Here is an 11,793-nt window from a genome sequence, read left to right on the forward strand (position 1 = left end):
TTATGGCCAAGCTCGAACTCCTCCCCGCCGTCGACGTCCGCGACGGCCAGGCCGTCCGCCTCGTCCACGGCGAGTCCGGTACGGAGACGTCGTACGGCTCCCCGCTGGAGGCCGCCCTCGCGTGGCAGCGTTCGGGCGCCGAGTGGCTCCACCTGGTCGACCTGGACGCCGCGTTCGGCACCGGCGACAACCGTGCGCTCATCGCCGAGGTCACCCGGGCCATGGACATCAAGGTCGAGCTGTCCGGCGGTATCCGCGACGACGAGACCCTCGCCGCCGCCCTCGCCACCGGCTGCACCCGCGTCAACCTCGGCACCGCCGCCCTGGAGACCCCCGAGTGGGTCGCGAAGATCATCGCCGAGCACGGCGACAAGATCGCCGTCGGTCTCGACGTACGCGGCACCACCCTGCGCGGCCGCGGCTGGACCCGTGACGGCGGCGACCTCTACGAGACCCTGGCCCGCCTCGACTCCGAGGGCTGCGCCCGTTACGTCGTCACCGACATCGCCAAGGACGGCACCCTCCAGGGCCCCAACCTGGAGCTGCTGCGGAACGTGTGCGCCGCCACCGACAAGCCCGTCGTCGCCTCCGGCGGTGTGTCCTCGCTCGACGACCTCCGCGCGATCGCCGAACTGGTCCCGCAGGGCGTCGAGGGCGCCATCGTCGGCAAGGCGCTGTACGCCAAGGCGTTCACTCTGGAAGAGGCCCTGGAGGCAGTCTCCCGATGACCGACGTACGCCGCGTCACCTCCGGCGGCCCCTGGGAGGAGGCCTTCGGCTGCTCCCGGGCCGTGGAGCTGCCGAACGGCCTGGTCCTGGTCTCCGGCTGTACGTCGGTGATCGACGGCGCCTTCGTCGACGGCGGCCCCTACGACCAGGCCATCAACTCCTTCAACGCCGCCCTCGGCGCGCTGAAGGAGCTCGGCCTCGGCGTGGAGCACGTCGTACGCACCCGGACGTACATCACCCATGCCCGCGACGTCGACGAGGTCGGCCGCGCGCACAAGGAGCTGTTCGACGCGGTCCGGCCCGCCGCTTCGATGATCATCGTCTCCGGCTTCGTGGACCCACGCCTGGTCGTGGAGGTCGAGGTCGAGGCGCTCCGCCCCGTCGGAGAGAACGGAAAGAACGGAGAGTCCGCATGACACTCGCCGTACGAGTCATCCCCTGCCTGGACGTGGACAACGGCCGCGTGGTCAAGGGGGTCAACTTCCAGAACCTGCGGGACGCCGGCGACCCGGTCGAGATGGCCAAGCTGTACGACGCCGAGGGCGCCGACGAGCTCACCTTCCTCGACATCACGGCGTCGTCCGGTGACCGCGAGACGACCTACGACGTGGTGCGCCGCACCGCCGAGCAGGTCTTCATCCCGCTCACCGTCGGCGGCGGCGTGCGCAGCGCCGACGACGTCGACAAGCTGCTGCGGGCCGGCGCCGACAAGGTCGGCGTCAACACGGCGGCCATCGCCCGCCCCGAGCTGATCCGCGAGATCGCCGAGCGCTTCGGCCGCCAGGTGCTGGTCCTGTCGGTCGACGCCCGCCGCACCCCGGCCGGTTCCTTCGAGGTCACCACCCACGGCGGCCGCCGCGGCACCGGTATCGACGCCGTCGAATGGGCGCACCGGGCCGCCGAGCTGGGCGCGGGCGAGATCCTGCTCAACTCGATGGACGCGGACGGCACGAAGGACGGCTACGACACGGAGATGATCGCGGCCGTCCGGGGGCACGTCACGGTCCCGGTCATCGCCTCCGGCGGCGCGGGCAAGCTCGCGGACTTCCCGCCGGCGATCGCGGCGGGAGCGGACGCGGTGCTGGCGGCCTCGGTGTTCCACTTCGGTGACCTGCGCATCGGCCAGGTGAAGGAGACCCTGCGCGGGGCAGGGCATCCCGTTCGGTAGTCACGGCCTGTCGCCCGGGCGGGACCGCCTTGTCGGACCGCCCGGGCACCACGCCCGCGTCGGCTTCACGGACCGCCCGGGGCCCACGGCCGCGCGGCCTCGACGAGGCCGCTCTCGTAGGCGCAGATCACCAACTGCGCGCGGTCGCGGGCGCCGAGCTTGCTGAGCAGATGGCTCACATGCGTCTTCACGGTCGCCACCCCCAGGTACAGCCGCTCGGCGATCTCGGTGTTGGACAGACCGCGGGCGACGAGCGTGAGTACCTCCCGCTCCCGCCCGGTCACGCCGTCCAGGGCCCGGCCGAGCCGCCGGGAGGACTCGGGGCGGCTGGCGAACTCCGTGATCAGACGCCGGGTCACGGCCGGGGCCAGCAGCGCCTCGCCCGCGGCGATGACGCGGAGGGCGGCCAGCAGCTCACCCGGCGGAGTGTCCTTGAGCAGGAAGCCGCTGGCACCGGCGCGCAGCGCCGCGTACACGTAGTCGTCCAGGTCGAACATCGTCAGGATGAGCACCCGCGTGCTCGCCGTCTCCGGTGAGCCGCAGATGTGCCGGGTCGCCTCGATGCCGTCCATATCGGGCATCCGTACGTCCATCAGGACGACGTCCGGCGGGTCCTGGCGGGCGAGCCGTACCGCTTCCGCGCCGGTCGCGGCCTCCGCGGTGGCGACCAGTCCGGGCTCGGCGTCCACCAGGACGCGCAGGCTGCCGCGCAGCAGCGCCTGGTCGTCGGCGAGCAGAACCCGGACGGCGGGCGCGGGACCGGAGGCCGGGCCGTTCGGAACGTGGGCGTCGCCGCTCATCGGCCCTCCTTGTAGGGCAAGGTGGCGGCCACCACGAAACCGCCCTCAGGACGCGGTCCCGCGGCGAAGGTCCCGCCGTACATCGCGACCCGCTCCCGCATTCCGATGATGCCGTGGCCACCGGGTCCGGGCAGCGCCGGTCCCGCGGGGCGGCGTCCGTCGTCGGTCACCTCGATGCGCACCTCGTACCCGTTGGCTTCGACCAGAACCCGGCAACGGGTGCCCCGGGGCGCGTGTTTGACCACATTGGTGAGTGCCTCCTGGACGATCCGGTGGACGGCGAGCCCCACACCGTCCGGCAGCCGATCCACACCGCGCATCGACAGTTCGGCCCCCGCCCGCTCCGCCAGTCCGGGCAGGGCGCGGGGGCCCGGCACGGGGCCGAGCGCGGCCGGCGGCAGGCGCTCGCCGTCCGTGTCGGAGCGCAGCACGCCGAGCATCCGCCGCATGTCGGCGAGTGCGTCGCGGCTGATGCCCTCGATGACGCGCAGCGCGGCGTGGGCCTCTTCGGGGCGCGTGCGTACGACGTGATTGGCGACGCCCGCCTTGACCGCGATCAGCCCCATGCCGTGGGTGACCACATCGTGCAGCTCGCGGGCGATGCGCAGCCGCTCCTCGGTGACGGCCCGCTGCGCGAGGTTCTCGGCCGCACGGACCGCGTACGCGCGCCGCTGCCGGACGGCGTGCCCCAACTCCCATGCCCCGAGCAGCGCCGCGCAGCCGAGCAGGAGCAGGCCGAGGCCGCCCGTCCGCCCGTGCGGCTGCTCGGCGCCGACCGCACCCACGGCACCGGCCACGCAGAACAGCGCGATCGCGAGGCCTGGGAGCCACCGCTCCCACCAGCGGCGCGGCGCAGCGGTGAGCGCGACCGTGTAGAGCGCGAAGGCGGCCGGGAGCAACGGGTCCCACACCGCCTCCCGGGCCACGGCCACCGCGGTCACGACGGCCACGACGGCGAACACCGGCAGCGGCCGGATCCGGCGGACGGCGATCGGCACGGTGGCCGCGGCCAGCAGCGCGAACTGTTCCCACTGCGGCGGTTCGCCGGACGGCGGTTCGGGCACGGGCGTGGCCGTCGGCGCGGTCGCGGTGGATCCGGTCAACAGCAGCACGGCCACGTACACGAGCACGGCGGCACCATCCAGCACGATCAGCTGACGCCCGCTCAACCGCCGGGCGAGGATCGGGTGTCGGTCGTCCACCGTTCCTGTGTCCACCGCACGACGGTATCCGCAGCGGGCGTGCCACCGCCTCCACCTCCCGGCGTCCCGGCGTCTCATCCCCGGGACGGATCCGCGGGCCGTTCGCGCGGCACCGCTCCACCCGTGGGCGGACCCGACCCGCTCCCGCCCGGGTCCGATGCGCCGGGCCCTGCCGCGCGGGATCGTCATCGGCATGATCGAAGTCTGCGAACTGACCAAGCGTTTCGGGCGGACCACCGCCGTCGAGGGGCTGTCCTTCCAGGTGCGTCCCGGCCGTGTGACCGGCTTCCTCGGGCCGAACGGCGCGGGCAAGTCCACCACGATGCGCATGATGCTGGACCTGGACCGGCCGACCAGCGGCGAGGTCCGCATCGACGGCCTGCCCTACCGGCGGCTTCGCGAGCCGCTGCGCACCGTGGGCGCGCTGCTGGACGCCGGGTCCGTGCACGGGGCCCGGACGGCCCGTGCCCATCTGCGCTGGCTGGCGCGCAGCAACCGGATCCCCGAGCGCCGGGTCGGTGAGGTCATCGAGCAGACCGGTCTGCAGAGCGCGGCGGACAAGCGCGCGGGGAAGTTCTCCCTGGGCATGGGCCAGCGGCTGGGCATCGCCGCCGCGCTGCTGGGCGACCCCCGGGTGCTGCTGCTCGACGAGCCGGTCAACGGGCTCGACCCGGAGGGCATCCTCTGGATCCGCCGCCTCATGAAGCACCTGGCGGCCGAGGGCCGGACGGTCCTCGTCTCCAGCCACCTGATGAGCGAGGCGGCGCTGACCGTCGACCACCTCGTCGTCATCGGCCGCGGGCGGCTGCTCGCGGACACCGGCACCGCCGAGTTCATCGACCGCCACACGCGACCTCGCGTACGCGTCCGTACCCCTGAGCCCGAGCGGCTGCGCGATGTGCTGGCCGACGCGGGGATCCGGGTCGAACAGGGGGACGACGGCAGCCTGGAGGCCGCCGGGACCGGACCGGAGCGGATCGGCGAGCTCGTCGCGGCGCACGGGGTGACCGTGCACGAGGTGGCACGGCGTACGGCCTCGCTCGAAGAGGCCTTCATGCGGCTCACCGGGGGGTTCGTGGAGCACCGGAGCGAGGAGGGGCGGCGATGAGGAACCTGACCTTCGCGCGGGCGATCCTCGCGGCCGAATGGACCAAGATCCGGACCGTGCCGTCGACGGCCTGGACCCTGGGGCTGACCTGCGTCCTCAGCCCCGGTCTCGGCATTCTGGTGGCATTGAGCCTCCGCGCCGACATCGACCGTGTCGTGAACTTCGACCCGGTCTTCGCCGGGCTGTACCCCCTGACGATCGGACAGCTCGCTCTCGTGGCGTTCGGGGTGCTCCTCGTCGGCTCCGAGTACTCCTCCGGAACGATCCGGGCCTCGCTGGCGGCCGTGCCACGGCGCGGTGCGTTCTTCGGCGGAAAGGTGCTGGCGGGCGCGTCGGTGGCCCTCGGCGTCTCGGTGATCACCGTGATCGTCACGTTCGCCGCGGCACAGGCGGCACTCGGGCCCCACGCCACCACGTTCGGCGCGGACGGGGTACCGCCCGCCATCGTGGGCGCCTGCGTCTACCTCACGCTCATCTGCGTGTTCTCCATGGGAGTGGCGATGCTGCTGCGCAGCTCCGCGGTCTCGCTGGGCATCCTGCTCCCGCTGCTCTTCCTCGGATCCCAGGGACTCGGGAACATCCCGGCGCTGAAGCCCGTCCTGCAGTACTTCCCCGACCAGGCCGGCATGGTGCTCATGCGGGCCGTCAGCACGCAGGGCGACCCGCGGTTCGGCCACGACTACGGCCCATGGGGAGCGCTGGCGATCCTGGTGGCATGGACCGCCGCCGCCCTCGCCTGCGGCCACCTCGCGCTCTCCCGCCGCGACGCCTGACGCCCCCGGGCGGACGTAGGGGCGTCGCGCGCCAGGCGGGATCTGTCAGACACGGCATAGGGCCTGCCTCTCGGACCTTGATCCGAAAGACAGGCCCTGTGCCCGCCCGCAGGGTCAGCTACCCGGTCAGCCCCAGCCGCGCCTCGTGCACCTTGGCGATCGCGTCCTTGTCGCCCTCCAGCTCCACCCGCGCCGCGTCCTGCCGCCCGAAGGTGAACAGGGTCAGCTCGCCCGGCTCCCCGGTCACCGTCACCACCGGGGCGCCGCGGTGCGCGACCGCCGTCTGGCCGTTGGGGCGGCGCAGCACGAGGCCCGCCGGCGACTTGCGGCCCAGCAGCCTCGCCGCCTTCTCCAGCCGCGACCACAGCGCGTCCGCGAAGACCGGGTCGAGCTCGCGCGGCGTCCAGTCCGGCTGCGCGCGCCGGACGTCCTCGGCGTGCACATAGAACTCGACCGTGTTCGCGCCCTCGTCGACCGGCTTGATCGCGTACGGCGACATCCGCGGCGGACCCGTACGGATCAGCTGGATCAGCTCCTCGTACGGCTTCGCCGCGAACTCGGCCTGCACCCGCTCCAGCCGGCTCCTGAGCGCGCCCAGCAGAATCCCGCCCGCCGCGTCCGGGCGGCGCTCACGGACCACGACATGGGCGGCGAGGTCGCGGGTGTTCCAGCCCTCGCACAGAGTGGGGGCATCGGGTCCCGCGGCCTCCAACAGGTCGGCGAGCAGAAGCCGTTCACGCTTGGCATGGGTCGACATACCGGTCAGCCTACGGCCGGGGCACCTCGTCCGCCCAGTGGACGCACCGCCGGACGAACCATGTCGACGCGGCACAATGGCGGCATGACCAGCACGCCCAGCGCACTCGACCCCGCCATCGCCGCCCGCCTCAAGCGCAGCGCCGACGGTCTGGTTCCGGCCATCGCCCAGCAGTACGACACCGGTGAGGTGCTCATGCTCGGCTGGATGGACGACGAGGCCCTGCACCGCACGCTCACCACCGGCCGCGCCACGTACTGGTCCCGCAGCCGCCGGGAGTACTGGGTCAAGGGGGACACATCCGGCCACGTCCAGCACGTCAAGTCGGTGGCGCTGGACTGCGACGCCGACACCGTCCTCGTCAAGGTCGACCAGGTCGGAGCCGCCTGTCACACCGGCGACCGCACCTGCTTCGACGCCGACGTGCTGCCGCTCGGCCAGTAGGGTCGTAGGTTATGGATCTCGAGACCTTCCGCAAGCTGGCCGCGGACCGCCGCGTCGTCCCCGTCAGCCGCAGGCTCCTCGCCGACGGCGACACTCCCGTCGGCCTGTACCGCAAGCTCGCCGCGGAGCGACCGGGCACCTTCCTTCTCGAATCCGCCGAGAACGGGCGCTCCTGGTCCCGCTACTCCTTCATCGGCGTACGGTCGGCCGCCACCCTCACCGTCCGCGACGGTCAGGCGCACTGGCTCGGCACCCCGCCCGTCGGCGTCCCGCTCGACGGCGACCCGCTGAAGGCACTGCGCGCCACGGTCGAGACGCTGCACACCCCGCGTGACCTGCACTCCGGCATGCCGCCCTTCACCGGCGGCATGGTCGGCTACCTCGGCTACGACATCGTCCGCAGGCTGGAGAAGATCGGCGAGCACGGCGGGGACGACCTTCAGCTGCCCGAGCTGACGATGCTGCTCACCTCCGACCTCGCCGTGCTCGACCACTGGGACGGCACGGTCCTGTTGATCGCCAACGCGATCAACCACAACGACCTCGACACGGGTGCCGACGAGGCGTACGCGGACGCGGTGGCCCGCCTCGACGCCATGGAGGCCGACCTCTCCCGGCCCGCCGAGTACGAACCGCACGCGCTGCCGCCGTCCGAGCTGCCGCCGTACACGGCGCCGCTGTGGGGCGGGGAGCAGTTCCAGGAGGCCGTCGAGGACATCAAGGAGCGCATCCGCGCGGGCGAGGCCTTCCAGGTCGTGCCCTCGCAGCGGTTCGAGACGCCGTGCGCGGCGAGCGCGCTCGACGTCTACCGGGTGCTGCGGGCCACCAACCCGAGCCCGTACATGTATCTGCTCCGCTTCGACGGCTTCGACGTCGTCGGCTCCAGTCCCGAGGCCCTCGTCAAGGTCGAGGACGGGCACGCCATGCTCCACCCCATCGCGGGCACCCGCCCGCGCGGCGCCACCCCGCAGGAGGACCACGACCTCGCCGAGGAGCTGCTCGCCGACCCCAAGGAGCGCGCCGAGCACCTGATGCTGGTCGACCTCGGGCGCAACGACCTGGGGCGGGTCTGCGAGCCGGGCTCGGTCGAGGTCGTCGACTTCATGTCGATCGAGCGGTACTCGCACGTGATGCACATCGTGTCCACCGTGACCGGCAAGGTCGCCGAGAACCGTACGGCCTTCGACGTGCTGACCGCCTGCTTTCCGGCGGGCACGCTGTCCGGTGCCCCGAAGCCGCGCGCGATGCAGATCATCGAGGAGCTGGAGCCGTCGCGGCGGGGGCTGTACGGCGGCTGCGTCGGCTACCTCGACTTCGCGGGCGACTCCGACACCGCGATCGCCATCCGCACCGCGCTGCTGCGCGACGGGACGGCGTACGTGCAGGCGGGGGCCGGGATCGTGGCCGACTCCGACCCCGTCGCCGAGGACACCGAATGCCGCAACAAGGCGGCGGCGGTGCTGCGGGCCGTGCACACGGCGAACCGGCTGAACGGCCACTGAGGCGGTAGGGGATAGTGGGGTACGTGAGTGCTGCATCCGTACCCCAGCCCCGTACCGCACCCGTTTCCGCTGCCGCGGGCGGCCGCCGCACCCTCGCCACGGCCCTCTTCCTGGGAGCCGTCGGCGCCGCCGTGGTGCTGCTCGCCTCCGGCCGGATCTGGGCCGAGGGAACGGCCGCGGTCGGCGGCGGCAGCGTGTCGCTGACCGCCGACGGCCGTGATGTCACCGGCGTCCCCGCGGCGCTCGCCGTCGTCGGCCTCGCCGCGCTCGTCGCGGTCTTCGCCGTCCGCCGCGCGGGCCGGCTGCTGGTCTCCGCGCTGCTCGCCCTGAGCGGCGCCGGCGCGGCGCTGGCGTCGTTCCTCGGCGCGTCGGACAGCGCGGCCCTGGACGCGGAGGCCCGCCGCACCACGGGTGACGCGGCGGCCGCGGTCGAGGCCGTCACGCACACCGCCTGGCCCTACGTCACGGCCGCCGCCGGGCTGCTGATCCTGCTCGCCGGGCTCCTGGCCCTGCGGTACGGCGCCACCTGGCCCGCGATGTCCGGCCGCTACGAGCGCGCTGCGCGCGACGCCCGTCCCGTGACGGACCCGGACCGGCCCGAGGACCTGTGGAAGGCCCTGGACCGCGGCGAGGACCCCACACGCGACTGACCCCGGGCGCTGGGCACCCCCGCTCATACGGGACAATGGCGTACGAGCGTCCGGCTCACACCCCACACGCGCAACACGCAACACCAACGAGGAGCGAACTCATGGCGGGCAGCAACCACGGACACAACCCGGCCGCCTGGACCGGCGTCACCGTCAGCTTCATCGGCTTCTGCATCGCGGGAGTCGCCCTGGTGGGCTGGAACATGATCGGCTTCTGGGGCGGCATGGCCGTCACGCTGCTCGGCGGTGTCGTCGGCGCTGCGATGAAGGCCGCCGGTCTCGGCATGCCCAAGGAGCCGGCCCACGTCGCCGAGGCCCGCGTCAAGGCCGGCGAGGCCTCGAAGGCCCGCCTGGCGGCCCAGGCGGCGTCCTCCTGACCCCCTGCTGACCCCCTGAGGGGTGTCCCGTGGATCGTGCCGGGCCCGTATGCCCCCTGACCCGGCTGATCCACACGACACCCCCCGCAGCGCTCCCCCGCGAGGCGCAGCCCGGCGAGCCCGGGCTGCGCCTCGCGGCACGACCGGGGACAATCGCGAGGTGGATCCCTTCCCTTCGGCGTCCCCCGGCCCCCCTCCGCCCGCCCCCCGGCGCGCCTCCAACCCCTCCGCCGCCCCTCCGCCGCCCGCCGCCGCGGCCTCGTCGGCGGGGTCCGGGACCGTGCCTGCGGCCGGGGCCGGTGCGGACGAGGCGCCGGGTGCCGCCTGCGCCCCGGTCCCCGGGCTGCCGCCCGGCGCCGGCGGGGCGCCGCAGGCACCGGCCGCGGCGGGTTTCCCGTCGGCCGCGGCCGGAATCGGAGCCGGCCAGGCGCCGGAGTTCGGGGTCACCTCCGGGGCAGTGTCCGGAACCGGCCCGGTGCCGGGTGCGGTGCGAGTCCCGCGTCACGGGCCGTCGGCCGCGGCCGGAATCGGAGCCGGCCAGGCGCCGGAGTTCGGGGTCACCTCTGCGGCAGTGTCCGGAACCGGCCCGGTGCCGGGTGCCGCCCCGGGGGCCGCCCCGGGGGCCGCCCCGGGCGGCGCGAGCGGCGCGCCGATGGGCGGGTTCGTGGGCGGCCCGCAGTGGGCGCACGGCCACGTGGCGGCCGGGGCCCCGTTGTGGCGGCGGATCGCCGCACCGGTCGCCACGCTGGCAGGCGTCGCCGCGGCGTTCGCGTACGTCGGCACCGTCGATCCGAACGAGCCCGGCCACTACCCCGTCTGCCCGCTGCTCCGCTTCGGCGGGATCTACTGCCCCGGCTGCGGCGGCCTGCGCAGTGCCCACGCGTTCATCCACGGCGACCTCGACGCCGCGTTCGGCGCCAACGCCCTCGCCGTCATCGGATACGGGATCTTCGCGGTCCTGTGGGTGATCTGGCTGATCCGCGCCATCCGGAACCGGCCCGTACGGATCGACCTGGCACCCGTCTGGTGGTGGGGCCTCGGCGCCGTCCTGCTGATCTTCACCGTCGTACGGAACCTGCCGTTCGGGTCAGGGCTCGCGCCGTGACCCGCCCGACGAAGTCCCAGGTAGTGGGATGCTCGTCAACCGGATGCGGAGCCTTCGCTCTCCTGCGGATACCATCGACATTGCTGACAGTGATCCACCATCAACCTCCCGGAAGGGGGCCGCTCGCGTGAGTGTGCTCGACGAGATCATCGAAGGCGTGCGCGCCGACCTCGCAGAGCGGCAGGCGCGGGTCAGCCTCGACGAGCTCAAGGAGCGTGCCGCCAAGGCGCCCCAGGCCAAGGACGGTGTGGCCGCGCTCCGAGGCGACGGGGTCAAGGTCATCTGCGAGGTGAAGCGCTCCAGCCCCTCCAAGGGCGCGCTCGCCGCGATCGCGGATCCGGCCGGACTCGCAGCCGACTACGAGGCGGGCGGCGCTGCCGTCATCTCCGTCCTCACCGAGCAGCGCCGCTTCGGCGGCTCGCTCGCGGACCTGGAAGCCGTGCGGGCGCGGGTCGACATCCCGCTGCTCCGCAAGGACTTCATCGTCACCTCCTACCAGCTGTGGGAGGCCCGTGCCTACGGCGCCGACCTCGCACTGCTGATCGTCGCCGCGCTCGACCAGGAGGCCCTGGTCTCGCTGATCGAGCGCGCCGAGTCGATCGGGCTCACCCCACTCGTCGAGGTCCACGACGAGGACGAGGTCGAGCGTGCCGTCGACGCCGGAGCCAAGATCATCGGCGTCAACGCGCGCAACCTCAAGACCCTCGAGGTCGACCGTTCCACCTTCGAACGCGTCGCCCCCGAGATCCCCGCGGGCATCGTCAAGATCGCCGAGTCCGGCATCCGCGGCCCGCACGACCTGATCGCGTACGCCAACGCCGGAGCCGACGCCGTCCTCGTGGGCGAGTCCCTGGTCACCGGCCGCGACCCGAAGGCCGCCGTGGCCGACCTGGTCGCCGCCGGCGCCCACCCGGCGCTGCGGCACGGGAGGGACTGACCTCCCCATGACCGCCGTCGTCCGCCGTGCGCCGTCGTCCGCCCGGCCGAGCCTCCGCTCGGCAGGGGCGGCCACGGCACGCGTACCGCACGCCCCGCTGGCGCGCGGCTGCCGCCCGCGCGGCTGCCGCGCCCCGGCCCGGCGGGTGCACGGACGGCGCGTCCGGTACGTCATCGGGGACGAGCCCGGCCAGGTCAACGGCATGCGATGGCGCCGCTGAGCCGCGCGCTCAGCGTCAACCG

General features: G+C 73.6%; 15 protein-coding genes. 12 read left to right on the forward strand and 3 right to left on the reverse strand.

From position 1 onward, the window contains the following. Nucleotides 1-2 precede the first annotated feature (2 nt). From priA to hisF, 3 genes are read left to right on the forward strand one after another with little or no spacing between them, the layout of a single operon-like run. Nucleotides 3-728, forward strand: a complete 726-nt coding sequence (priA, locus tag ABT342_RS11485; RefSeq protein WP_351571001.1) for a bifunctional 1-(5-phosphoribosyl)-5-((5-phosphoribosylamino)methylideneamino)imidazole-4-carboxamide isomerase/phosphoribosylanthranilate isomerase PriA — start codon at nt 3-5, stop codon at nt 726-728. Beyond that, nucleotides 725-1,144, forward strand: a complete 420-nt coding sequence (locus ABT342_RS11490; protein WP_351570569.1) for a RidA family protein — start codon at nt 725-727, stop codon at nt 1,142-1,144. Before priA ends, ABT342_RS11490 begins: the two co-directional genes overlap by 4 nt. Beyond that, nucleotides 1,141-1,896, forward strand: coding sequence for an imidazole glycerol phosphate synthase subunit HisF (gene hisF, locus ABT342_RS11495; protein ID WP_351570572.1), 756 nt, complete (start codon nt 1,141-1,143; stop codon nt 1,894-1,896). The genes ABT342_RS11490 and hisF overlap by 4 nt, the downstream gene beginning before the upstream one ends. Nucleotides 1,897-1,961: 65 nt before the next feature. Here the strand turns inward: hisF and ABT342_RS11500 are convergent, their stop codons facing one another. Together ABT342_RS11500 and ABT342_RS11505 are read right to left on the reverse strand one after the other, a co-directional pair. Beyond that, complete coding sequence (locus ABT342_RS11500) at nt 1,962-2,696, reverse strand: response regulator (protein WP_351570575.1); 735 nt, start codon at nt 2,694-2,696, stop codon at nt 1,962-1,964. Then, on the reverse strand, nt 2,693-3,913 hold the full coding sequence (locus ABT342_RS11505) for a sensor histidine kinase (RefSeq protein ID WP_351570578.1): 1,221 nt from the start codon (nt 3,911-3,913) through the stop codon (nt 2,693-2,695). Before ABT342_RS11505 ends, ABT342_RS11500 begins: the two co-directional genes overlap by 4 nt. Before the next feature lie 178 nt (nt 3,914-4,091). On the opposite strand from ABT342_RS11505, the gene ABT342_RS11510 reads away from it, so the two are divergent. Beyond that, complete coding sequence (locus tag ABT342_RS11510; RefSeq protein WP_351570581.1) at nt 4,092-5,006, forward strand: ABC transporter ATP-binding protein; 915 nt, start codon at nt 4,092-4,094, stop codon at nt 5,004-5,006. Next, complete coding sequence (locus ABT342_RS11515) at nt 5,003-5,779, forward strand: ABC transporter permease subunit (protein WP_351570584.1); 777 nt, start codon at nt 5,003-5,005, stop codon at nt 5,777-5,779. The genes ABT342_RS11510 and ABT342_RS11515 overlap by 4 nt, the downstream gene beginning before the upstream one ends. 118 nt (nt 5,780-5,897) lie before the next feature. Here the strand turns inward: ABT342_RS11515 and ABT342_RS11520 are convergent, their stop codons facing one another. Continuing rightward, entirely contained in the window at nt 5,898-6,536 is a 639-nt protein-coding gene (locus ABT342_RS11520) for a TIGR03085 family metal-binding protein (RefSeq protein ID WP_351570587.1), read from the reverse strand. An 84-nt stretch (nt 6,537-6,620) separates the two neighbouring features. On the opposite strand from ABT342_RS11520, the gene hisI reads away from it, so the two are divergent. From hisI to trpM, 7 genes are all read left to right on the forward strand, one after another. Beyond that, the gene (gene hisI, locus ABT342_RS11525; RefSeq protein WP_351570589.1) at nt 6,621-6,980 is read left to right on the forward strand and encodes a phosphoribosyl-AMP cyclohydrolase; all 360 of its coding nucleotides are present in this window, start codon (nt 6,621-6,623) and stop codon (nt 6,978-6,980) included. A gap of 11 nt (nt 6,981-6,991) precedes the next feature. Further along, entirely contained in the window at nt 6,992-8,482 is a 1,491-nt protein-coding gene (locus ABT342_RS11530; protein ID WP_351570591.1) for an anthranilate synthase component I, read from the forward strand. Between the two features lie 14 nt (nt 8,483-8,496). Next, a complete protein-coding gene (locus tag ABT342_RS11535) occupies nt 8,497-9,132 on the forward strand; it encodes a TIGR02234 family membrane protein (RefSeq protein ID WP_351570593.1) in 636 nt (211 codons plus the stop codon). 101 nt (nt 9,133-9,233) lie between these two features. Continuing rightward, nucleotides 9,234-9,509, forward strand: a complete 276-nt coding sequence (locus tag ABT342_RS11540; RefSeq protein ID WP_351570595.1) for an HGxxPAAW family protein — start codon at nt 9,234-9,236, stop codon at nt 9,507-9,509. Nucleotides 9,510-10,161: 652 nt separating this feature from the next. Further along, nucleotides 10,162-10,614, forward strand: a complete 453-nt coding sequence (locus tag ABT342_RS11545) for a DUF2752 domain-containing protein (protein WP_351571004.1) — start codon at nt 10,162-10,164, stop codon at nt 10,612-10,614. Between the two features lie 127 nt (nt 10,615-10,741). Next, nucleotides 10,742-11,551 carry an indole-3-glycerol phosphate synthase TrpC gene (trpC, locus tag ABT342_RS11550; protein WP_351570597.1) on the forward strand — a complete coding sequence of 270 codons (810 nt, stop codon included), beginning with the start codon at nt 10,742-10,744 and terminating at the stop codon, nt 11,549-11,551. A gap of 7 nt (nt 11,552-11,558) precedes the next feature. Then, nucleotides 11,559-11,771 carry a tryptophan biosynthesis modulator TrpM gene (trpM, locus tag ABT342_RS11555; RefSeq protein WP_351570598.1) on the forward strand — a complete coding sequence of 71 codons (213 nt, stop codon included), beginning with the start codon at nt 11,559-11,561 and terminating at the stop codon, nt 11,769-11,771. The last annotated feature ends 22 nt before the right edge of the window (nt 11,772-11,793 follow it).

The sequence above is a fragment of the Streptomyces sp. NPDC000410 genome (assembly GCF_040300305.1).
GTDB lineage: Bacteria > Actinomycetota > Actinomycetes > Streptomycetales > Streptomycetaceae > Streptomyces.

Bases quoted from the DNA above. Each gene is read 5' to 3' on its own strand.
- ABT342_RS11490 (WP_351570569.1), top strand. From the start codon at position 725: ATGACCGACGTACGCCGCGTCACCTCCGGCGGCCCCTGGGAGGAGGCC.
- ABT342_RS11540 (WP_351570595.1), top strand. From the start codon at position 9,234: ATGGCGGGCAGCAACCACGGACACAACCCGGCCGCCTGGACCGGCGTC.
- ABT342_RS11510 (WP_351570581.1), top strand. From the start codon at position 4,092: ATGATCGAAGTCTGCGAACTGACCAAGCGTTTCGGGCGGACCACCGCC.
- ABT342_RS11530 (WP_351570591.1), top strand. From the start codon at position 6,992: ATGGATCTCGAGACCTTCCGCAAGCTGGCCGCGGACCGCCGCGTCGTC.
- ABT342_RS11500 (WP_351570575.1), bottom strand. From the start codon at position 2,696: ATGAGCGGCGACGCCCACGTTCCGAACGGCCCGGCCTCCGGTCCCGCG.
- hisI (WP_351570589.1), top strand. From the start codon at position 6,621: ATGACCAGCACGCCCAGCGCACTCGACCCCGCCATCGCCGCCCGCCTC.
- trpM (WP_351570598.1), top strand. From the start codon at position 11,559: ATGACCGCCGTCGTCCGCCGTGCGCCGTCGTCCGCCCGGCCGAGCCTC.
- ABT342_RS11545 (WP_351571004.1), top strand. From the start codon at position 10,162: ATGGGCGGGTTCGTGGGCGGCCCGCAGTGGGCGCACGGCCACGTGGCG.
- ABT342_RS11515 (WP_351570584.1), top strand. From the start codon at position 5,003: ATGAGGAACCTGACCTTCGCGCGGGCGATCCTCGCGGCCGAATGGACC.
- ABT342_RS11520 (WP_351570587.1), bottom strand. From the start codon at position 6,536: ATGTCGACCCATGCCAAGCGTGAACGGCTTCTGCTCGCCGACCTGTTG.
- priA (WP_351571001.1), top strand. From the start codon at position 3: ATGGCCAAGCTCGAACTCCTCCCCGCCGTCGACGTCCGCGACGGCCAG.
- hisF (WP_351570572.1), top strand. From the start codon at position 1,141: ATGACACTCGCCGTACGAGTCATCCCCTGCCTGGACGTGGACAACGGC.